Here is a 21,238-nt window from a genome sequence, read left to right as displayed (position 1 = left end):
CCCCGGCAAGGTTCCGCCATCCGCACCGCCCTCAAGGTCGCAGCCACCCCGGTTTCCCTTTGCATGCCCCGCAAGCTGCGTTAGGGTGCGCCGTGACCCCGGGACCAGTCGAGCCAGCACACGGAAATGAAACCGAATTTTGCCCTGAATCTCAGCCATGACGGCATCATGCTATTGCACCGCACCGCAAGCGGCTGGCTGGCGATGGGAGAAGTGGCCCTCGATGCCCCCGACATGGCGGCGGAACTGGCCGAATTGCGCAAGCTGGCAACCTCGGTCTCGACCGCCGGTCTCGCCACCAAGCTGGTGATCCCGAACAGCCAGATCCTTTACCGCGCTCTGCCCGATCCCGGTCCGGAAGCCCGCGATGCGGCAATCCGTGCGGCCCTCGACGGCGCCACACCCTATGAGCTCGACCAACTGGTCTGGGACAGCACCGTCTCGGACGGCACCTTGCAGATCGCCGTTCTGGCCCGCGAAACCCTCGACGAGGCGGAAAGCTTCGCGACGGAGCACCGGTTCAACCCGGTGTCCTTCATTGCCATCCCGGAGAGCGGCGATTTCGCGGGAGAGCCCTTCTTCGGTCGCGCCCGCAGCGCCGACGCGCTGATCGGGGCGGAGACCGTGGTGGAGCCGGACCGCGAGGCGATGCACCTCCTGCCGCAACGCCCGATCCTGACGCCCGAAGCACCGGGCGCACCGCTGCCGCCGGTCGAAGAAACCGCGACGCCCGAACCGGAGACCGCAACGCCCGAAAGCGCCGCCGATCTGCCAGACACGCAGGAGACGCACGAGGAAACGCCGCCAGAGATGGGCCCGGAGATGCAGCCAGAGGCACACGCTCCGCAACCGCCGGAACAGCTCGAGCTGCTGTCCGATGCACCGGCGACAGAGGCCGCCTCTCTCGACACACCCACCGAAGTCTCCGCCACAGAAACCGTAGAAGACGCCACCGCCGGGGACCTTCCCGAAACGACGCCGGTCTCCACCTTCCACAGTCGGCGCGAAACCGGGGCTGACACGGGCGAAATACCGACCACGCCAGCCCCTCCGCGGCTTTCGGCCCAGCCCTCGCGCGTGCTGGCGGCCATGGTTCCGGCGCAAATCCCGCCAGAGGATGACCAACGCGCCGAACCGCTTGGCCAGGGACCGAAAGATCGCGAAGACACCTCAGCGGCAGACATCTCGGCCCCGTCCCCCGTCGAACATCCGCATGTCGCCGTCACCTCCGGCGAGGTGCCCGTCGACACACCGAAGGCGCCGAAGCTGAAAGCACCACGCCCGGGCAAGGCCGACCCGCTGCCCGAGCCGCCGCCGATGCCCGCGCCGGTCGTCGCCAAGCCGACGCCGAAAACGCCGTCGTCTCACGCAGAACATGGCGAGAAATCTCATGAGAAATCACGCGGCGCCGCTGCGCTCGGCGCGCTGAAATCCCTGTCGGTGCGGGCTCCGAAACCTGGGGCCAGGGCACGCAAAGACATGCCCGCCGCCGACATCGCACCCGCGGCCTTGCCAAAGATCGCAGCCGCCGCGGGCGAGGACATCGCCCCGCTTTCGGATCGCGCAGCCGGTCTCGACCGGGTGGAAAACACCCGCGACGAGGCGGAGGCCCTGACCGTCTTCGGCGCCCGCCGCCACAACCGGGACAGCCGCAACAAGCCGCGTCATCTCGGCCTGATCCTGACTGGCGGGCTGGTCGCGCTTCTGCTTCTGATCGGCCTCATCGCCGGGCTTCTGCCCGATGAGCCGCAGCCCACCGACGTCTCTGCCGTCACCGCCACGCAGGACAGTCCGACGGTGATCGCCACAGACGACACCGGGGCACCCGACGGCATGCCGGGCGAACGTGCCCCGGAGCCGATGGATGTCGCCGCGGATGAGGAAGAGCCCGAGTTGACGCCGGAGCTTCTCGAGCAGGCCAGCGTGCCCGCCCCCCCCGCCGAGGCTGCCGCAGAAGAAACGCTCGACATGGAGGCGCTGACCGCAAGCTATGCCGCCACCGGCATATGGCCGCTCGCGCCCGAGGCGGACACTGGAGAAAGCGCCGAGGACGACCTCGACACGCTTTACACCGCCTCGATCGACCATGACATCGCGTCGCAGGATGCCGTCGCCCTGCCCGAGGCCACCCGCCATATCGGCGAGGCCGCGCCGCGCGCCGCCCTGCCGCCCGCCCCCCTGGGCACGCGCTACGAATATGACGAGGACGGGTTCATCCGCGCCACGCCCGAGGGCACCGTGACACCCGACGGCGTCGTGGTCTATGCCGGTCGTCCGCAGGTCACGACGAAACCCCGCCCCGGCAGCGCCGTCGACGATGCGGTCGAAGCCGCCCTCGCCCCGGCTGCAGTCGCGGCGAACGATCCGGTGCGGCTGGCGCTGGAGAAATTCCAGCCGAAGCTGCGCCCAGACACGCTGGTCGAGAACAATGAGAAAGCCAATCTCGGCGGGCTGACCCGGGTAGAACTGGGCCGTATCGCGCCGCGTCTGCGCCCGGCCTCGGCGCAGGAGATCGCCCAGGAAATGGCGCAGGAGGATGCCGAGGCCGCAGGCGAAACCACAGCGGCGCGCACCGCCCCCGTGGTCACAGCCTCGCTCGTGCCGAAAGCCCGGCCACGGGATTTCGACAAGCTCGCCTCCGCCGCCCGCGCCGCCGAAGCTGCGGCCGCCGCCGCCGCAGAGGCCGGCACGACCAGCAATTCCAATGCGGAAAAAGTCACCGCCCAGGTCCCCGCGACCAACATTCCGCAGGCCGGTCCCGCCAATGTCGCCCGCGCCGCGACGGTCAACAACGCCATCAACCTGCGCAAGCTGAACCTGATGGGGGTCTACGGCTCAAGTTCGGACCGTCGCGCTCTGGTACGCCTGCCGTCCGGGCGTTTCGCCAAGGTGAAGGTCGGCGACAAGCTTGATGGCGGGCGGGTGCAATCCATCGGCGCTGACACCCTCACCTATGTGAAGAACGGCCGCGCGGTCACGCTCGAGATCGGCGGCTAAGGCCCGCATGGGCCGAACCTCCCCGCGTATGTCTGAAAACGCGTCCCCTCACCTTGCCGGAGATCGGGAAGGCTTTACCTCTGCGTGACGAAACGCGACTATGCCAAAAGACGTCTCCCGGGCGCTCCCGCCCCTGAAGACCGCCCCCTGAGAAAGGACCCTTCATGGACGGCGCCCTGACCCAAGCCGTGATCTATCTTGCCGCCATGGTCGTGGCCGTGCCTTTGGCGCGGCGGCTCGGGCTCGGTTCCGTGCTGGGCTATCTTCTGGCGGGCATGGCGATCGGGCCGCTTTTTGGCATGATTCAGCATTCGGAAAGCGCCGACCTGCTGCATTTCGCCGAATTCGGCGTGGTGATGATGCTGTTCCTGATCGGGCTGGAACTCGACCCGCGTGCGCTCTGGGACATGCGGCACAAGCTGCTGGGGCTCGGCGGGTTGCAGATCACGGTGACGGCGGCGGCGATCATGGGCGCGGCGATCTGGGCCGGGCAGAGCTGGCAGACCGGGCTGGCGCTTGGCATGATCCTGTCGCTGTCCTCGACCGCCGTGGTGCTTCAAACCCTGTCGGAAAAGAAGCTGATCCACACCGAAGGCGGACGGGCGAGTTTTTCCGTGCTCCTGACCCAGGACATCGCGGTGATCCCGATGCTGGCGATCATGCCGCTTCTGGCGACCGGGGCGACACTTTCGCTCAACCCCGACGGTTCGATCAGCCGCGGCACCGACGCCGCACATGAGGCCGCCGGGCACAGCGCCTCTCTGGTGGCGGGGCTGCCGGGTTGGGGCGTGACGCTGGTGACGCTCGGGGCCGTAGCGGCGATCATCCTTGCGGGCGTGTTCCTGACCCGACCGCTGTTTCGCTACATCCATTCCGCCAACATGCGCGAAATCTACACCGCCGTCTCGCTTCTGATCGTGATCGGCATCGCGCTTCTGATGAACGCGGTCGGCCTGTCGCCTGCGCTCGGCACCTTCCTCGCGGGGGTGGTTCTGGCCAACTCCGAATTCCGCCACGAGCTCGAAAGCTCGATCGAGCCGTTCAAGGGGCTTCTCCTGGGGCTGTTCTTCATCGCCGTCGGCGCCGGGATCAATTTCACCGTGCTGTTTCGCGACCCGCTGACCATCGTCGGATTGACCGTTGCCCTGATGATCCTCAAGGGGCTGATCCTTTACGCCATCGGGCGGATTTTCAAACTGCGCAAACGAGCGCAGTGGCTGTTCACACTGTCGCTGGCGCAGGCTGGGGAATTCGGCATGGTGCTGACCACGTTCTCGCTGCAACAAGGGGTGCTGACGCCCTATCTGGGCGAGCGTGTGCTTCTGGTCATCGCGCTGTCGCTGTTGTTCACGCCGCTGTTCTTCATGCTGCATGATTACCTCCGCGCCAAGCTCTCGGAACGGGGAGAAGATCAGCCCGCCGACGAAATCGACAATCCGCAGAAGATCATCATCGCCGGTCTCGGTCGCTTCGGTCAGGTGGTCAACCGTCTGGTGCAGGCCTCGGGCTTTCAGACCACCGTGCTCGATCACGATCTGAAAACCATCCAGCTCATGCGCAAATTCGGCTTCAAGGGCTTCTTCGGCGACCCGACCCGACCCGAATTGCTTCATGCCGCAGGCATCGACAGCGCGCGCATTCTGGTGATCTCTCTCGACGACCCCGCCGCTGCCACGCAATTGGTGAAATACGCCCGCTCGCTGCGCGACGATCTTTTCATCATCGTGCGCGCCCGCGACCGTGTGCATGTTTATGAGCTCTACAAGGCCGGCGCCAACAAGATCGTCCGCGAGATGTTCGACAGCTCGCTGCGCGCCGGGCGCTATGTGCTCGAGGAAATGGGCTTTTCGGAATATGACGCAGCGATGACCGAACAGGCCTATTACCAGCATGACCGCGAAAGCATGCGGGTGCTGGCGGAGCTTTGGCAACCCAATGTGCCGGTGTCGGAAAACCCCGCCTATATCGAGCGCGCCAAGACGCTCGACAAGGATTTCGAAGCGGCGCTGGTCACCCAGCTCGATCAGAACCGCAAGAAGAACAGCGCGGCCTGACCGCACCGTTCCGCCCAAACTGAGGGAGTTACTTGCCCGACACGCCCGCCTCGGCAAAGGTCGCCATACCTGACAGGCATTCGACTGCGGCCTTCACCAGCGGCATGGCAAGCCCAGCACCGGAGCCTTCGCCAAGGCGCAGCCCCATGGACAAAAGCGGCTCCTTGCCGATCGCCCTGAGCACCGCCGGATGCGCCGCCTCTGCGGAAACATGACCCGCGAGGCAGTGATCGAGCGCGCCGGGCACCGCCTTCTCAAGGGTCGCCGCCGCCGCGCAGCAGATGAACCCGTCGAGAATGACCGGAATGCGCAGCATCCGCGCCCGCGCGATACCACCCGCCATAGCCGCCACTTCGCGCCCGCCAAGAGACGCAAGGATCTCCAGCGGAGCTTTGCCGCCATGAAGCGCCACACCGGCGGCACAGACCTCTTCCTTGATCTTCAGCCCGGCGTCATCGACCCCGGTGCCGCGCCCGACCCAATCGGCTGCCGTGCCGCCGAACAGCGCATTTGCAATCGCCGCCGCCGAGGTGGTGTTGCCAATGCCCATTTCGCCCACGACCAGCAAATCCGACTGCTGATCGACCGCGTCCCAACCCACTTTGAGGGCCGCAACGCACTCCGCCTCGCTCATCGCCGGGGCGATGGTGAAATCCGCCGTCGGGCGGTCCAGTTCAATCGGGTGGATCGACATGATCGCACCGGCATTGCGTGCCAACTGGTTGATCGCCGCCCCGCCATGCTCGAAATTCGCCACCATCTGCACCGTGACCTCCGCCGGGAAGGCCGAGACGCCGCGCGCCGTCACACCGTGATTGCCCGCGAAAACCGCCACCTGCGGCTGGGCAATCCTGGGCCGCGCCTCCCCGCGCCAGGACGCATACCAGATGCCGATCTCCTCGAGCCGACCAAGCGAGCCGTCCGGTTTCGTCAACTGGCTGTTGCGCGCCTCCGCCCCGGCCTTCGCCTCCAAATCCGGCCCCGGCGCCGCTTTCAGAAGCGCTTCGAACCCTGCAAGATCGGAAAATGCCATGCCTCAACTCTCCCTCATTGTCTTTGAGTCCCCGACCTTCTATCCCCTGAGACAGACCGAGGACAGGTCCGATTGCGAGGATGCCATGACCCGCCATTTCCGCCCCGAAGCCGCCGACATCACCACCGCTCTGGCGCTCCTGACCCGCATCCCGGTACGTGCGGGCTTTGCGCGCAGCGCCGAGGCCGCCTGGGCCTTTCCCCTCGCGGGTCTCGCCGTCGGGCTTGTTGCTGGGGCCGTCGCAACAATCGCCGGATGGTTCGGGCTCGGCGCAGGGCTGATCGCCGGATTTGCCCTCGCCGCTCTGGTGATCGCCACGGGCGCCATGCATGAGGACGGGCTCGCGGATTGCGCCGACGGGTTCTGGGGCGGGTTCGAGCGCGCCCGTCGCCTCGAGATCATGCGCGACAGCCGGATTGGCGCCTATGGCGTGATCGCCCTCATCCTGGCGCTGCTGCTGCGTTTCACAGCACTTTCCACGCTGGCGCATGACGACCTGATCGTTACCGCGATGATCGCAAGCGCCATGCTGTCGCGCGCCGCGCTGCCCTATCTCATGGTGCTGATGCCGCCTGCGCGCAAAGATGGCCTCTCGGTCACAACCGGTCGCCCACCGCGCGATGCCGCGTCTCTGGGCGCCGTGGTCGCCTTCCTGCTGTCCTGGCTGGTGGTGGGATTCGTGCCCACCGTCGTCGCAGCTTCCGCCATCGTTGGGACCGCCTTTCTCGCCTCGCGCATCGCCACAGCCAAGATCGGCGGTCAGACCGGCGATGTGCTGGGCGCGACACAGCTCCTGAGCGAAATCGCCGCGCTCACCGTCTTCGCCACGCTCGCCTGAGCCGACGCCCGACGCAAACAGGTGCCCGCCTGCGTCACAGAGGTGAGGCAAACCTTACTTTCGAACTGGGAAAATCGCGGGGCTTTTCCCAGCCGTTCAAAAAATTCTTCCCTGACGTCACCGAACGCGCAAGCCTTGTGCCAGAGACCACACCGGATACCGCAAAACGCACAGGGTCACGATGAACGACACCCGCATGCCGCCGCCGGACGACATCCTGTCCGCGATCCATGACGTCGCGCTCGCGCCTGTGCCGGATGATCGGTGCCGCAGGCAGTGTGATCTATGTGGGGGGCTTCGCGGCGCTCCAGATGCACTGGATCGGGGGCAAGGGGCTCTGGCACTCACGGAGCAAAATACTGGGCGCGCGCTTCCTTCTGATCAGCCTGAGCGTCGATTTTAATCTGGCATCGGCGATCACTCAGGTCTTGTTCCTCGGTTTCGGCCTGATGGGGCTGGGCCTGCGTCTCAAGGAACGCAACACCCGGATGCGGTCCAGATCGGTCTGGGGTCTCCCAACCGTCTGGAGGACCCGACATGAGCGCTCCGAAAACCTGACAGGCCTTGTGCCCTTCCTGATGTCAGGCGAAACGCTGTCACCTCCTCGGATGGCAGCGTTTTTTGTCCGTGTGCCCCGCAAAGAAAAACCGCCGCGAGGTCTCCCCGGCGGCGGTTTCCTTTGTGCTTCAAATACTCGAAATCAGGCGGCGCGGCTCACCAGCACGTCGTCCACCTTCTTTTGGGCTTCCGCTTCACCGGTGCCGGACACGGCGGCCACTTCGCGGGTCAGACGATCGAGGGCGGCCTCGTAAAGCTGACGCTCGGAATAGCTCTGCTCGCGCTGGTCATCGGTGCGGTGCAGGTCGCGCACCACTTCGGCGATGGCGATCAGATCGCCGGAGTTGATCTTTTGCTCATACTCCTGCGCCCGGCGGGACCACATGGCGCGCTTGACCTTGGCCTTGCCTTTCAGGGTCTTCATCGCGTCCTGCACCAGTTCCGGCGAAGACAGCGAGCGCAGCCCGGATTCGACGGCCTTGTTGGTCGGCACGCGCAGCGTCATCTTGTCTTTCTCAAAAGCGATGACGAAAAGTTCGAGGGACATGCCCGCGATTTCCTGTTCCTCGATCGACATGATCTGGCCAACACCATGGGCCGGGTAAACAACGAAATCGTTGGGGCGGAATTCGGATTTCTTGGTCTTGCTCATTTGCAGGTTTTTTCCTCAGACGGGACCGTTCTCACCACACAAGCACTCGCTTCCCGCCCCATTCCCGTTCTGACGGCACACACAAAAGCCGCCGGCCCGAAAGCCAAAACGAAGCCGACACGTGCTCTCTTCAAAGCACCTGACGACGGATATGAGGCGCGAAAAGCTCAATCCCCTAAAAAAGCGTTGCTTTGGGGGTTGAGGTCGATATGCCCTGTCATGGTTTCCCTTTGATACCACAAAATCCGGCCCAAAGAAAGCATTGCGCGCTTCACCCACGGACTTCCCTCCGTTTTTCAGGGGGTTACATGAGATTCCAAGGCGTTAATCCCCGGTTACAAGCTGCGCACGCACGACAAAGGGGCCCGAAAGCCCCCTGTTCAACCTGCGAATCATCTCTGCCGCTGCAAAATGACGATACAAATCCCGGATCAGGAGCCTTCGCCCGGCGCTTCGGAGAAGTATTTGTCGAGCTTGCCCTCTTCGCCATCCTTGTCCTCATACCCCGGCATCGGGTCTTTCTTCTCGAGGATCACCGGCCAAAGCTCGGCATACTTCCGGTTCAGTTCGACCCATTTTTCCATGTCCGGCTCGGTGTCCGGACGGATCGCGTCTGCCGGGCATTCCGGTTCGCAGACACCGCAGTCGATGCATTCGTCGGGATGGATCACCAGCATGTTCTCCCCCTCGTAGAAACAATCCACGGGGCAGACTTCCACGCAATCGGTGTATTTGCAGGCGATGCAGTTATCAATCACGACGTAGGTCATTGCGGCTCATCCAAATCTGAATCTGTTCGCACTTGCTAGCGGCAAGCGCGCCATCATTCAAGCATGTCGGGGCGCGAAAGGTCCGTCATGCGACGATCTTTCTTCGTTGGGCGACCTTTTCCCTCGAACCGTGGCACAGACGGAACAGGGTCCTTCGGGGCCTCCGGCGGGCTCAGGTCCTCGTAAAGCCCCTGCGCCTCGGGCGCCGGACCGCGCCGCGTTCCACAACCGACCAGCCGGATCACCCGGATATGGTGGCCCTGCGGAAAGGTCAGCACATCGCCCGCCCCCACCGAGGTCGCCGCCTTGGACACTTTGGTGGAATTGACCCGCACATGGCCGCCGGTGACGGTTTTCGTCGCCAGACCGCGGGTTTTGAAAAAGCGGGCATACCAAAGCCACTTGTCGAGGCGAATGGTCTCCCGCTTTTCCATAGAGACTTACTTCTTGTCCTTCAAAGCCATCAGCGCCGCGAACGGATTGTCCGGGTCGATGGCTTTTTCTTTCTTCGGCGGACGGGCTGAGAAGGTTTTAGGCTGGTTGCCACCCTGCCCCTTGCCGTCACGATCCCCGTCACGGCGCGGTTTTCCGCCCTTCTTACCTTGCGGCTTGCCACCCTTTTTGCCCTGCGGACGCTCGCCACCGGCATTCTGACCGCCTTGTGCCCCGCGACGCGGACCACGGTTGGCATTGCGATTGCCGCCACGGTTGCCCCCCCAGGTGAAGGTGTAGAACTCTTCGGTCTCTTCTTCGACGACACCTGCATCCACCGCCACGCCTTCGGGCAGTTCGGTTTCGTCGAATTCAGAGGCTTCGTCCTCGGCAGGCACCGGCTGCGCGAATTCGGCAGAGGGTGCTTCGCCCTCGTCCGGAAGCTCCGCGGCGATACCGGACAGATCGGCGGCTTCCGGGATTTCCGGTTCACCGGCGGGCATGGCGTCGTCGGAGAGCACCTGATCCACGGTCTTCATCTTCACCCGTTCGGATTTGTCGGCCTTGTAGCCCAGACCTTCCATCAGATCGGCGAATTGTTCGAGCGTCATACCGGTGATCGACAGCATGTCCGGATTGGCCTCAAAGCCCGCGCGGCTGTCCTGCGAGCGCAGAAGATCGGCGAGGCGTTCGAGCATGTCGATGCGGATCGCGCGTTGACCCGAAAGGCGGTAGCCCGACATGGTATAATAGCCATCCGGCGCGTGATCGGCGGCGGGAATGGTCACCAGACCCGGCGGCGGCGCATCGGGGAATTCGTCAAATTTCGCGTTCAACGCCCAAAGCAAAAGACGCAGACGCGTCGGCGCGGGTTTCAGGAGCAGCGGCATGAAGATCGTGTACTGACCGAACCGCACGCCATGTTTGCGCAGCGCGCCACGGGCGTCCTGATCGAGGTCTTTGACCTCCTGCGCAATCTGCTCACGCGGGATCACACCGAGGTTTTCGACCAGACGGAAAGCAAAACCACGGGCCAGCCCGGTCAGCGTTTCGTCGCGCGACATGTTGAGAAGCGGCTCGAACAGGGTCGCCACCTTGCGGTCGATGAAATGCTGCAAACGGCGCTGGACCTTCTCAGCCACATCCGTTGCCACGCCTTCGTCCACAAAGGCCACGGCGCGCGGTTTCAGCGCATCGTCACCTGCGACCAGCTTGCCCACGGCATGCTCGCCCCACATCAGACCGCCCTGATCGGTGAAATCCATCTCCGTATCGGGGGCGTTGTAGAACCGGTCCGCGCGCAGGTTGAATTCCGGCGCAAGTGCGGCCATGGCGGCAGCGGCGAGGGTCTTCGCCTCATCCGGAGTTGCGGCTTTATCCTGAATAAAGCGGAACCCCTCAAGACGGCCGACGAATTCGCCTTCAACCGTCACTTCACCCTTGTCGTTCACGTCGGCCACAAGGCCCTCCTTCTGTTTGAGCCGCCGAAGGAGCACACTCGTCCGCCGGTCCACAAATCTTTGCGTCAGCGCGCCATGCAGCGCATCCGACAATCGGTCTTCTACAGCGCGGGTTGCCTCACGCCAATGGCTTTCGTCGTCAACCCAGTTTTCGCGCTGCGCAACATAGGTCCAAGTGCGGATATAGGCGAGTCTTTTAGACAGAGTGTCGATATTGCCCTCGGTCCGGTCAATGCGTTTGACCTGTGTGGCCAGCCAATCGTCGGGAACCCGCCCATATTCGTGTAAAAATTCAAAAATCCGCTCAAGAAGCGAGGTGTGTTCGCCATGGCTGATTCCCCGGAAATCGGGAATGCGACACACGTCCCACAAAAGTTTCGTATCCCGCGCCGTACGCAGCCGGGGGCGCACGGTTTTGAGCGTCGAGAGCGTCTTGAGCGCCTGAAGGTCGTCCGCCTCCCGCGCCTTGACCAGGGCCGGGTCGGAGGGGGCCATTTCGAGCGAGGCGATCAGCCGGTCGACCGTGCCGAATTCGAGGCGCGGATTGCGCCAGTTGAGTTTCTTTTGCGGGGTAAACCGATGCTCCTCGATGGCCTCGATCACCTCGGCGTCAAACGGCTCCGCCTCCCCCGTCACGCCAAAGGTGCCGTCGGTCTGATAGCGCCCGGCCCGCCCCGCGATCTGCGCCAGCTCGTTGGGCATGAGATAGCGCATCCGGCGCCCGTCAAACTTGATCGTCGAGGAAAACGCCACATGGGTGACGTCGAGATTGAGCCCCATGCCGATGGCATCCGTGGCGACGAGGTAATCCACATCGCCGTTCTGATACATCTCGACCTGCGCGTTGCGGGTCCGGGGGGACAAAGCCCCCATGACCACCGCCGCACCGCCCTTTTGACGGCGCAAAAGCTCGGCGATGGCATAGACATCATCAACAGAAAACCCGACAATCGCCGCCCGCGCGGGCATGCGACTTATCTTTTTCGAACCTGAATAAGTCAGGCGTGAAAACCGCTCCCGCCGCATGAACTGCGCCTTGGGCACCAGTTGCGCGATCACCGAACGCATGGAATCGGAGCCCATGAACAGGGTTTCGTGCAGGCCACGGGCATGCAGCAAACGGTCGGTGAACACATGCCCGCGCTCAGGATCGGCGCAGAGCTGAATCTCGTCAATCGCGAGAAAATCCGCCCCCATACCGGTCGGCATCGCCTCGACGGTACAGACCCAATATTGCGTGCGCGGCGGCACGATGCGTTCTTCGCCCGTGACCAACGCCACCACAGACGGACCGCGCGCAGCGACGATCCGGTCGTATACCTCGCGCGCCAAAAGGCGCAAAGGCAGGCCGATCACACCTGTGCGGTGCGCCAACATGCGCTCGATGGCGTAATGCGTTTTGCCTGTGTTGGTCGGGCCCAGCACCGCCGTGATCCGACCGCCGCCCATCGCGTCCCCCATCGGGTCTCGTCCTGTCTTGTCTTTACAGAGGGAACTTAGAGCGCCACACCGCCGAGCGCCAGTTCAAGCCGCGCGATCCGGTCCGAAAGACCGTCCATGTTCGGATGAATTTCGGCGATCTTGCGCAGCACGGCCAGCGCCTGTGCCTCGTCGCCGGTTTCTTCGAGAATCAGCGACAGGCCCGAGAGCGCTCCGAAATGGCGTGGCTCGCGGCTAAGAACCTCGCCGATGTCCTGAAGCGCCGGGCCGTAAAGCCCCGCCATGAAATAGGCCGTGGCGCGCGCGTTATAGGCTTCTGTGAACTCGGGGGCATGATCCACAAGCGCGGTCAGATGGCCGATGGCGCCCTGAACATCGCCCGCTTCCATCGCCAGGCGCCCGCGTTCCAAGAGCAAATCCATCGCGTCCGAGCCGGAGCGCGACAATTCAAGCGCGATCTCTTGCTCGATACGGGAGGCATCATGGGGATCGGCCTCGGACAGCGCGCCAAACAGCGTGTCGAGACGCGCGGCATCCGCAGCATATGCGTCCGAGACACCGATCCCGCCCCCGAAAAAGAGCCAGAACGCAACGGCACATTTGAGAAACTGTCGTAATCTCTTCATAACGATCTGGATTGTAGCTTTCTGGGCCCCATGTTCATAGTCACAATGTGGCGACAGGGCGCGCCCCAGACAACCGGAGGAATACATATGAGCGATATCATCACCAAGGCCGTGGAAGCCCTGTCAGAGAAAATCGACGGCTTCACCGCCGGCGTTGCGAAATTCGTGATCGAGGGCGAAGGCGCCATCGTGGTCGACGCCGACGGCGTGCGCGCCGCCGATGATGCGGCCGATGTGACGCTGACCGCCGATCTCGAAACCTTTCAGGGTATGATGGAAGGCGACGTCAACCCGACCGCGGCTTTCATGCAGGGCAAACTGTCGATCGACGGCGACATGGGCCTTGCCATGCAGCTCGGCTCCGCGCTGTCGTGAGCCACGAGCGCGCGCCCTATTATGCCGAACTGGCCGACGGGCCGGACCATGGCGAGGCCTATTGGCTGACCGCCTCGGATGGGGTGCGCATTCGTGTCGGGCTTTGGCCGCACGAGGGCGCGAAGGGCACGGTGTTCATCCTGCCCGGGCGCACCGAATGCGTCGAGAAATACGGGCGCGGCGCGGCGGATTTTGCCGCCCGCGGCTTTGCCAGCCTCGCCATCGACTGGCGCGGGCAAGGCCTCGCGGACCGGTTGTTGAAAGACCGCCGCATCGGCCATGTCGAGGATTTCAGGGACTACCAGAAAGACCTCGACGCGGTGATCGCACTCGTCGAAAATCTGGCCGAAGAGAAAGCCATGCCGAAACCGTGGTTCCTCATCGGCCACTCCATGGGCGGGGCCATTGGCGTGCGCGCTCTGATCGAGGGCAGACCCTTCAAGGCCGCCGGGTTTTCCGCGCCGATGTGGGGCATCGGTCTCTCGCCGATCCAGAAACTTCTGGTGCGCTTCGTCTCGCCGGTGTTTCATGCCCTCGGTCTGCAAAACCTGCGCGCGCCGGGCACCAAGCCCGAGAGCTACATGGTCTGGCACGGGTTCAAGGACAACCTTCTGACCTCGGACCGCGACATGTTCGATTACATGACCCGGCAGGTGGTGGAAAAACCCGACCTCTCGTTGGGCGGGCCATCGTCGCATTGGGTCACCGAGGCCATCGCGGAAAACGACTGGGCCTTCGATCACCAGATGCCCGACGTGCCGGTGCTCTGTTTTCTCGGTCTCGACGAGAAAATCGTCAACACCCAGGCCGTGCGCGACTTCGCGGCGCGCTGGCATTCCTGCGAATTGATCGAAGTGGCGGGCGGGCGGCACGAGATCCCGATGGAAAACCCGACGATCCGCAAACACTTCTACGATCATCTGGCGGCACTTTTTTCCGAGCAATGCGCCTGAAACGGATCGGAAACGCACCTGATCCTTTGCATCCGCCGCTGCGACGCCCTATCTGTTGAAAAACAACATGAGGAGCGATGCGATGCGGTTCACCTTCCCCCAGCCGGTTTTCGATCAGACCGCCCAGAGCGGCCATAACCAATTCGGGGATCTGCCGGACTGGGACCTCACCGATCTCTATCCCTCGACCGACGCCCCCGAGGTCAAACGCGATCTCGACTGGCTCGAGGAACATTGCGCCAGCTTTGCCGAGGACTACGAGGGCAAACTCGCGGGTCTCGACGGCGCGGGCATGTATGACTGCATCCTGCGCAACGAACGGATTTCGCAGGTCGCGGGCCGTCTCGGCTCTTTCGCCGGGCTGCTCTATTACCAGAACACCGTAGATGGCGAGCGGGCGAAATTCCTCTCCGACATTCAGGACAAGATCACTAATTTCACCGCGCCTCTGGTGTTTTTCTCACTCGAAGTGAACCGCATTCCCGAGGACACGCTCGAAGAGATGCTGAAACACGACGGGCTCGCCCGCTACCGGCCGATTTTCGAGCGGATGCGCAAAATGCGGCCCTATCAGCTCTCCGACGAGTTGGAGCGCTATGAGCACGACATGTCGGTCGTGGGCGCCTCCGCGTGGAACAAGCTGTTCGACGAAACCATTGCCGATCTGAAATTCGAGGTGAACGGAGAGACGCTCGGGATCGAGGCCACCACCACCCTGATGACCGAACAGGACCGCTCCCTGCGCGAAGCGGCGGCGCGCGAAATCGGCAAGGTTCTGGGCGACAACATCAAGATTTTCTCCCGAGTGCACAACACATTGGCCAAGATGGGCCAGGTCGAGGACAAATGGCGCGGCATGCCGACGCCGCAGACCGGACGCCATCTGTCCAACGATGTCGAACCGGAGGTGGTGCAGGCGCTGCGCGACGCCGTGGTCGCCGCCTATCCGAAACTGTCGCACCGCTATTACGAGCTGAAACGTGGCTGGCTTGGGCTCGATAAACTTCAGGTATGGGACCGCAACGCGCCCCTGCCGATGGAAGAAACCCGCACCGTCGGCTGGGACGAGGCCCGCAAAACCGTGATGGACGCCTATGCCGGGTTCGACCCGCGCATGGCCGAGATTGCCGAACCGTTCTTTACCAAGGGCTGGATCGACGCGGGCGTCAAACCGGGCAAGGCTCCGGGCGCCTTCGCCCATCCGACCGTGACCGACGCGCATCCCTATGTGATGCTCAACTACCTCGGCAAACCGCGCGACGTGATGACGCTGGCGCATGAGCTGGGTCATGGCGTCCATCAGGTTCTGGCCGCAGGGCAAGGCGAATTGCTCGCCGATACGCCGCTGACGCTCGCGGAAACGGCCTCGGTGTTCGGCGAAATGCTGACCTTCCAGAAAATGCTCAAAGGCGCCAAAACCGACGCCGAGCGCAAGGTCATGCTCGCTGGCAAGGTCGAGGACATGATCAACACGGTCGTGCGCCAGATCGCGTTTTACGATTTCGAATGCAAGCTGCACGAGGCTCGCAAAGGCGGCGAGCTGACGCCTCAGGACATCAACAAAATCTGGATGTCGGTGCAGGGCGAATCCCTCGGGCCGGCCTTTGAATTCTTCCCGGACTACGAGGTCTACTGGTCCTATATCCCGCATTTCGTGCATTCGCCCTTCTACGTCTACGCCTATGCGTTCGGCGACGGTCTGGTGAATGCTTTGTATGCGGCCTATACCGAGCAACCCGAAGGCTTCCAGGACAAATATTTCGACATGCTCAAATCGGGCGGCTCGAAACATCACAAAGAACTTCTGAAACCCTTCGGCCTCGACGCCTCCGACCCGAAATTCTGGGACAAGGGCCTGTCGATGATCTCCGGCTTCATCGACGAATTGGAAGCGATGGAGTGAGCCTCACGCTCGCCCCTCTGCCCCGCGAAGACCTGAGCCGTCTCGCGGGGTTTTCCCTGCCGCCCGGTCAGGCGGGGTTTGCCGATCTGCCCGCCGTCACCCTGTCCACAGGCGCGGCGCGTGATGGTCATGTGATTATCTCCGAGGGGCAGCCGGTGGGCTTTTTCGCCATCGACAGGGATTATGCAGATCATCACGATTTCGCCCCCAAAGGCGCCCTCGGATTGCGTCAGTTCATGATTGATCACGCCGCACAGGGCCAGGGCCATGCTTCCGCCGCCTGCCGGGCGCTGAAATCCTATCTGCAAGCGCAATACCCGGGGGCTGACACCTGTTACCTGACCGTGAATTGCCGCAATCCCAACGCGCACCGCGCCTACCTCAAGGGAGGGTTCATCGACACAGGCGCGCTCTATCTCGACGGTGGGTTCGGGCCGCAGCACATCATGTGCCTGCCCCTCACCTGATCACTTCAACTGGCTGTCTTTCGAGCCGCGCCGGTTGATCCCGCCGCGCGGCTTATAGGCGCTGTCGCGGTCGCGCTGACAGTCGATGCAAAGCTTCACGCCGGGGATCGCCTTGCGCCGTGCTTCGGGGATCTCCTCGCCACATTCGGCGCATTCCGTGAAACTCTCGCCCACAGGCGCGCGATGCTGTTTCATCCGGGCCAGTTCGTCGCTGATCGAGGCCTCGATCTGTTCGCTCACCGCGCCGTCTTTCGCCCAGCCACCTGCCATATCCGTTCCTTTCCTGAACCGTCTCTCTCAAGTCTTTGCCCTGAGCGCCCGCCCGTCAAGCCCGCACCTTGCCTCGCATCACCCGCCATTCGTGCCAAACGAGCCACATCACCACGAGATCGAACCCGGTGAGGAACAAGAGCCCGGCGGAGTGTGTGTAGCTGTAGCGATAGAGCTGATAGAGGATGAACAGCGTCATCACGATGAGCGAGAGCGGATAGGCGACCGGCTTGCGTCGCAACAGCCCGGCGACCAGCACCACTTTGATCACCCCGTGGCTCATCAGATAGAAGGCGTAGAAACTCTGCGTCGCGCCGGTCATGCCCTGTGCCGCCGCCAGAAGATGGGTCGCCACGAAATCGCGCGGGTCCTCCAGAAGCTCTTCGCGGGTCAGGACATTGACCCAATGCAGCACGGTCTCTGTGCGAGCCAGATAAAACAGCGCCCCGCCCGCGATCTCGATCAACGCGTGCAACCCCTTTAGGATCACACTGATCTGAAAGGCATGCCGGAAATATGTCTCGCGCAGGGGCATCGCCGCAGCTCTCAGTCGAGCTCCGTCCAGGGCCAGGGCTTCACCTCGCTGTCGCCGGTGATGTAGCGCGTTGCCTTGGCAAACCAGATACCCACATCCGTGCCCGCATCCGCCACCCGGTCGTTGGGTTTCTTGCCGTTCATCAGCATGATGATCGCCTGAAGGATCGCCAGAACACCGATGATCGTCGAGGCAAAGCTCATCATCACCCAGATGATGATCGAATAGAGGATACGCGCGCCGATGTTCTCGGAAATCTCCTCGGGGCGCGCAGCCTTTTTGCCGCCCAGATCGGGCATCACGTGATCGAATTCATGCGGGTCGGCCATGGGTGATTCCTTTGTTGTCCGGTGTCAGTTTATCCCGAACGTCCACCGACCAAAATCGTCCGTCTCTCCCCAAACTGACGTGGGGTTTCATTTGGGTGTTTTTTAAACACCGCCTAGGCTCGCCGCAAAACGGGAGGACTTTCAATGCTCAAATGGATCGGACGGCTCATCGCCGTGATGCTGGTGATCGCAGCCGTGGTATTTTTCAGCATCGGACCGGGGATCGTGGAAAAGGGCCAGAACGGCTATGTCGCCCATGCCCCCTACCCGATCTCACCCGAAGCACAGGCCCTGCACGACCGTCTCGTGATCGGCGATCTGCACGCCGACAGCCTGTTGTGGAACCGCAACCTTCTGGAACGCTCCGACCGGGGCCATGTGGATTTCCCGCGCCTGCGCGAGGGCAATGTCGCGGTGCAGGTGTTCACCGCCGTGACCAAAAGCCCGGCGGGTCAGAATTACGAAGAAAACTCCGCAGAGGCGCGCGACAACATCACGCTGCTGAGCATTGTCGAGCTGTGGCCGGTGAAAAGCTGGTCCGATCTGACCGAGCGCGGGTTGTACATGGCCAAACGGATGCAGCGCTATGAGGACAAGGCCCCCGATCAGGTGCGCATCATCCGGACCAAAGCCGATCTCGACGCGGTGCTGGCCGCTCGCGCTGCCGGACAACCGCTCACCGGGGCGCTTCTCGGCTCGGAAGGCGGGCATATACTTGAGGGCGATCTGGCCAATCTCGACCGGCTTTACGCAGCGGGCTATCGCCTCATGGGGCTGACCCATTTCTTCGACAATGCGCTTGGCGGCTCTCTGCATGGCGAGGACAACAGCGGGCTGACCGATTTCGGACGCGCGGTGGTCGAGGCCATGGTCGACAAGCATATGGTGATCGACCTTGCCCACGCCTCGCCGCGCATGGCACGCGAAGTGATCGCGATGACAGATCAGCCTCTGATCCTCTCGCACACCGGCATTCATTCCCATTGCGAGGTGAAACGCAATTTCGAGGACGATCTGATGCGCGAGATCGCCGCGACCGGCGGTGTGATCGGCATCGGCTATTGGGAAGACGTGACCTGTGACGCCTCCCCCGCCGGGGTTGCGAAAACGATCAAGGCCGCCATTGATCTGGTCGGTGCTGATCATGTGGCACTCGGCTCCGATTACGACGGCTCCGTCACGGTGGAATTCGACACCTCCGAACTTGCGGCTCTGACACAGGCGCTGATGGATGAGGGCCTGAGCGAAACGGAAATCGCCGGTGTCATGGGGGGCAATATGGTGCGGGTGCTGGGCGAGGTGTTGCCGCAGTAACCGTCAGTCGACGCCAACTCGCCAAAGCCGCCGCAGCGCCTCCGCCATGCTCAGGTCAGGCTCGAACGCACCGCTGTCGAGAAACGCGCGCGTCTGCACGATGACGCGCGGGTTCTGCATCATGAACGTATGCGTGACCGGAAGCGTAAGATGCGCCGTCATGCCTTCGACCCCGGTGCTGTCGATCGACACCTTGCCGTCATCCACGCCCTCGACCACCGCCGAGAGCACCGGATTGAGCGACTGACTCCCCGCAATGACCCCAGTCTCAAACGGCACGGGCGGCAGAGTCCCCGGCAGGCCTTCGGTGCCCAGTTGTAACCCCGCGGGACCGTTGGCCGCTTGAAAGGCGGCGTATTCGCCGAACCTGTCGATGATCTCGGAGCCATGATTGGGCGGGCCAAGCATGACGACACGCCCCCACGTCAACTCCGGGTGGTCCGCAGCGAAGCTGCGCAACAGGATCGCCCCCATGGAATGCGTCACCACATCGGGTGTGCTGTCCGGAGCACAGGCCTCGCGGGCGCTGCGCAACGCCGGATCGGCCAGAAGCGCCACCGGGGCCGCGCGCGAGGGGTAATCCTGATTGACGGTCTTGTACCCCGCCGCCTCAAGCGCATGCTCCATCACCAGCATAGAGGCATCCGTGCGCGCCAACCCGTGCAACAGGATGACGCAACGCGGCTTCGGTGCGTCCTGCGCCAACGCAGACTGGCTGACGGTCAAGGCGACGAACGTGCTGAAAACAAGGGCGGGAAAACGGGTCATATAAGAGATATGGCGATGCGCTAGCAAAGGCACAAGATCAGCCCCAAAGCCGACTTCCTCAAAACAACACGGGCGCCCGACAAGGGCGCCCTTACCAATCGTACCTCCCAGAGGAACTCCCCCCTTGCGGGTCAGGATCGTCCGGGTGTTGGCCCTTTGAGCGAGGGGGCACATGCTCCTCCGTCTCGCTTCATCCGGGGTCTCAAAGCCTCAATCGGCAGCACCCTTTCAGATCCCTTGAACCGTCTTCCCCGGCCCTGCCCCCGAACATCCCTCCACGGATCCGAGAAACCCAAGCCGGAGGCGCCGGTTATTGCGGCGGATCCTCCTTGTTGTTAGAGCCAGAAGCGTGGAACATTCTCATGTCTCCTCCTTTTCTTGCCTTATCAACACTTTAATCATAGCCCGAGTCGCGCAGATCAACCTTGATCCCGATCAAATCGCGGCTGTGAAAACCGCGTCGATCATTGCCTGCGTGCCCTTGGCCTCCTCCAGGCTCCAGGGATATGTCACACCTTCCTTCACACTCCGAACGAAGTTTTCAACCTGCACAACATATTGCCGCACGGCCGGGAAACTCTCGATCCACCGCAGCCCCTGCCCGTCCGTGATCTCGATCTCGGCCAGCCCCGCGACGCCTGCGTTGAACGGGGTTTTCACCACGATCAGCCCCTTGCGGCCATGAAACCGTGCCTCCTGGAACGGCGCCATCCGCATCGAGACATAGCCGTGATAGGCGAAGCCCGGAAACCGCGCGGAGACCTCCGCCGTGACATCGACGCCGTTCTCGCGCGTGATCTCCGCATGGGTGATCGTCACAGGCTCCTCCCCCGTCGCAAACCGCACACAGCCAAAGGCGTAGACACCAATGTCGCCCAGAGCGCCACCGCCGGTCTCGGGCCGGTTGCGGATATTGCCCGCGTCCGGGTTGTCGAAGGAAAAACCGACCTCGACCCGTTCGAGTGTCCCGATTTCGCCCGCCGCCAACAGATCGCGCAGCCGCTGCCATTGCGGGTGATGCACGATCATGAAGGCCTCGGCGCACACAAGCCCGGTCGCATCGCGCTTGGCAATCAGCGCGTCGATCTCTCCGGCCTTCATCGCGATGGGTTTCTCGCAGAGCACATGCTTGCCCGCCGCCATGGCCTTGAGGCTCCACGCCACATGCAGGTGATTGGGCAGCGGGATATAGACCGCGTCGATCTCCTCCGAGGCCAGCAGGGCGTCGTAATCGGTGAACACCTTGAGATCGGGGACGAAGGCACGAAACGGCGTCGCTTTCTCCTCCGACGAGGTGGCGAGTGCGGCAAACACTGCCCCCTCCGCCTCATGGATCGCCCGCGCCATGTGATGGAGCGCAAAATCCGACGCCCCAAGGACGCCGAACCGTACCGGCTTGCTCATATTCAGCCCTCCCTTGCTGAAACGATAGCGCCATCATGCGCGGAGGCGGAACAAATGAAA

General features: G+C 63.1%; 20 protein-coding genes. 9 read left to right on the top strand and 11 right to left on the bottom strand.

What is annotated here, in order from left to right; all coding sequences use genetic code 11:
- Positions 1 to 126 precede the first annotated feature (126 nt).
- Both CEW89_RS19680 and CEW89_RS19675 read left to right on the top strand, forming a co-directional pair.
- Positions 127 to 2,997, top strand: a complete 2,871-nt coding sequence (locus tag CEW89_RS19680) for a hypothetical protein (RefSeq protein ID WP_096807047.1) — start codon at positions 127 to 129, stop codon at positions 2,995 to 2,997.
- A gap of 164 nt (positions 2,998 to 3,161) precedes the next feature.
- On the top strand, positions 3,162 to 5,051 hold the full coding sequence (locus CEW89_RS19675; RefSeq protein WP_096807046.1) for a monovalent cation:proton antiporter-2 (CPA2) family protein: 1,890 nt from the start codon (positions 3,162 to 3,164) through the stop codon (positions 5,049 to 5,051).
- A gap of 28 nt (positions 5,052 to 5,079) precedes the next feature.
- On the opposite strand, the gene cobT is transcribed toward CEW89_RS19675, so the two are convergent.
- Positions 5,080 to 6,084 (bottom strand): nicotinate-nucleotide--dimethylbenzimidazole phosphoribosyltransferase, encoded by a 1,005-nt coding sequence (gene cobT, locus CEW89_RS19670; RefSeq protein WP_096807045.1) that lies wholly within the window; start codon positions 6,082 to 6,084, stop codon positions 5,080 to 5,082.
- A gap of 85 nt (positions 6,085 to 6,169) precedes the next feature.
- Between cobT and cobS the strand changes: the two genes are divergently transcribed.
- Together cobS and CEW89_RS21525 are read left to right on the top strand one after the other, a co-directional pair.
- Positions 6,170 to 6,922, top strand: a complete 753-nt coding sequence (gene cobS / locus CEW89_RS19665; RefSeq protein ID WP_096807315.1) for an adenosylcobinamide-GDP ribazoletransferase — start codon at positions 6,170 to 6,172, stop codon at positions 6,920 to 6,922.
- A gap of 230 nt (positions 6,923 to 7,152) precedes the next feature.
- The gene (locus CEW89_RS21525) at positions 7,153 to 7,734 is read left to right on the top strand and encodes a CBU_0592 family membrane protein (protein ID WP_425321013.1); all 582 of its coding nucleotides are present in this window, start codon (positions 7,153 to 7,155) and stop codon (positions 7,732 to 7,734) included.
- On the opposite strand, the gene CEW89_RS19655 is transcribed toward CEW89_RS21525, so the two are convergent.
- The 5 genes from CEW89_RS19655 to CEW89_RS19635 all read right to left on the bottom strand — a co-directional run bounded on the left by CEW89_RS19655 (position 7,623) and on the right by CEW89_RS19635 (position 12,860).
- Positions 7,623 to 8,132, bottom strand: a complete 510-nt coding sequence (locus CEW89_RS19655; RefSeq protein ID WP_066705623.1) for a CarD family transcriptional regulator — start codon at positions 8,130 to 8,132, stop codon at positions 7,623 to 7,625. The two genes, CEW89_RS21525 and CEW89_RS19655, sit on opposite strands and share 112 nt — an antisense overlap.
- A 431-nt stretch (positions 8,133 to 8,563) precedes the next feature.
- On the bottom strand, positions 8,564 to 8,902 hold the full coding sequence (gene fdxA / locus CEW89_RS19650) for a ferredoxin FdxA (RefSeq protein ID WP_066705626.1): 339 nt from the start codon (positions 8,900 to 8,902) through the stop codon (positions 8,564 to 8,566).
- A 53-nt stretch (positions 8,903 to 8,955) separates the two neighbouring features.
- Entirely contained in the window at positions 8,956 to 9,336 is a 381-nt protein-coding gene (locus CEW89_RS19645; RefSeq protein WP_066705628.1) for an RNA-binding S4 domain-containing protein, read from the bottom strand.
- A gap of 6 nt (positions 9,337 to 9,342) precedes the next feature.
- Complete coding sequence (locus CEW89_RS19640; RefSeq protein ID WP_096807043.1) at positions 9,343 to 12,255, bottom strand: helicase-related protein; 2,913 nt, start codon at positions 12,253 to 12,255, stop codon at positions 9,343 to 9,345.
- Between the two features lie 35 nt (positions 12,256 to 12,290).
- Positions 12,291 to 12,860, bottom strand: a complete 570-nt coding sequence (locus CEW89_RS19635) for a tetratricopeptide repeat protein (RefSeq protein WP_096807314.1) — start codon at positions 12,858 to 12,860, stop codon at positions 12,291 to 12,293.
- A gap of 87 nt (positions 12,861 to 12,947) precedes the next feature.
- On the opposite strand from CEW89_RS19635, the gene CEW89_RS19630 reads away from it, so the two are divergent.
- The 4 genes from CEW89_RS19630 to CEW89_RS19615 all read left to right on the top strand — a co-directional run bounded on the left by CEW89_RS19630 (position 12,948) and on the right by CEW89_RS19615 (position 16,558).
- Entirely contained in the window at positions 12,948 to 13,235 is a 288-nt protein-coding gene (locus tag CEW89_RS19630; protein WP_066705632.1) for an SCP2 sterol-binding domain-containing protein, read from the top strand.
- Entirely contained in the window at positions 13,232 to 14,188 is a 957-nt protein-coding gene (locus tag CEW89_RS19625; protein ID WP_096807042.1) for an alpha/beta fold hydrolase, read from the top strand. Before CEW89_RS19630 ends, CEW89_RS19625 begins: the two co-directional genes overlap by 4 nt.
- A gap of 82 nt (positions 14,189 to 14,270) precedes the next feature.
- Positions 14,271 to 16,091, top strand: a complete 1,821-nt coding sequence (locus CEW89_RS19620) for a M3 family oligoendopeptidase (RefSeq protein ID WP_096807041.1) — start codon at positions 14,271 to 14,273, stop codon at positions 16,089 to 16,091.
- Positions 16,088 to 16,558 (top strand): GNAT family N-acetyltransferase, encoded by a 471-nt coding sequence (locus tag CEW89_RS19615; protein ID WP_157779932.1) that lies wholly within the window; start codon positions 16,088 to 16,090, stop codon positions 16,556 to 16,558. Before CEW89_RS19620 ends, CEW89_RS19615 begins: the two co-directional genes overlap by 4 nt.
- Here CEW89_RS19615 and CEW89_RS19610 read toward each other — a convergent pair whose 3' ends face one another.
- The 3 genes from CEW89_RS19610 to CEW89_RS19600 are packed head-to-tail and all read right to left on the bottom strand — an operon-like array spanning position 16,559 to position 17,692.
- Complete coding sequence (locus tag CEW89_RS19610) at positions 16,559 to 16,828, bottom strand: DksA/TraR family C4-type zinc finger protein (protein ID WP_096807039.1); 270 nt, start codon at positions 16,826 to 16,828, stop codon at positions 16,559 to 16,561. It lies immediately after the preceding gene.
- A gap of 55 nt (positions 16,829 to 16,883) precedes the next feature.
- On the bottom strand, positions 16,884 to 17,363 hold the full coding sequence (locus CEW89_RS19605) for a DUF2127 domain-containing protein (protein WP_096807038.1): 480 nt from the start codon (positions 17,361 to 17,363) through the stop codon (positions 16,884 to 16,886).
- Positions 17,364 to 17,374: 11 nt separating this feature from the next.
- Positions 17,375 to 17,692, bottom strand: a complete 318-nt coding sequence (locus tag CEW89_RS19600) for a DUF4389 domain-containing protein (RefSeq protein ID WP_066705647.1) — start codon at positions 17,690 to 17,692, stop codon at positions 17,375 to 17,377.
- 144 nt (positions 17,693 to 17,836) lie between these two features.
- On the opposite strand from CEW89_RS19600, the gene CEW89_RS19595 reads away from it, so the two are divergent.
- The gene (locus tag CEW89_RS19595; protein ID WP_096807037.1) at positions 17,837 to 19,006 is read left to right on the top strand and encodes a dipeptidase; all 1,170 of its coding nucleotides are present in this window, start codon (positions 17,837 to 17,839) and stop codon (positions 19,004 to 19,006) included.
- 3 nt (positions 19,007 to 19,009) lie between these two features.
- On the opposite strand, the gene CEW89_RS19590 is transcribed toward CEW89_RS19595, so the two are convergent.
- The gene (locus tag CEW89_RS19590) at positions 19,010 to 19,774 is read right to left on the bottom strand and encodes an esterase/lipase family protein (RefSeq protein ID WP_096807313.1); all 765 of its coding nucleotides are present in this window, start codon (positions 19,772 to 19,774) and stop codon (positions 19,010 to 19,012) included.
- A gap of 435 nt (positions 19,775 to 20,209) precedes the next feature.
- On the bottom strand, positions 20,210 to 21,178 hold the full coding sequence (locus tag CEW89_RS19585; RefSeq protein WP_096807036.1) for a Gfo/Idh/MocA family protein: 969 nt from the start codon (positions 21,176 to 21,178) through the stop codon (positions 20,210 to 20,212).
- Between the last annotated feature and the right edge of the window lie 60 nt (positions 21,179 to 21,238).

This window comes from Celeribacter ethanolicus, assembly GCF_002407265.1.
GTDB classification, from domain to species: Bacteria; Pseudomonadota; Alphaproteobacteria; order Rhodobacterales; family Rhodobacteraceae; genus Celeribacter; species Celeribacter ethanolicus.
This window is presented reverse-complemented; position numbering and strand designations above follow the sequence as displayed.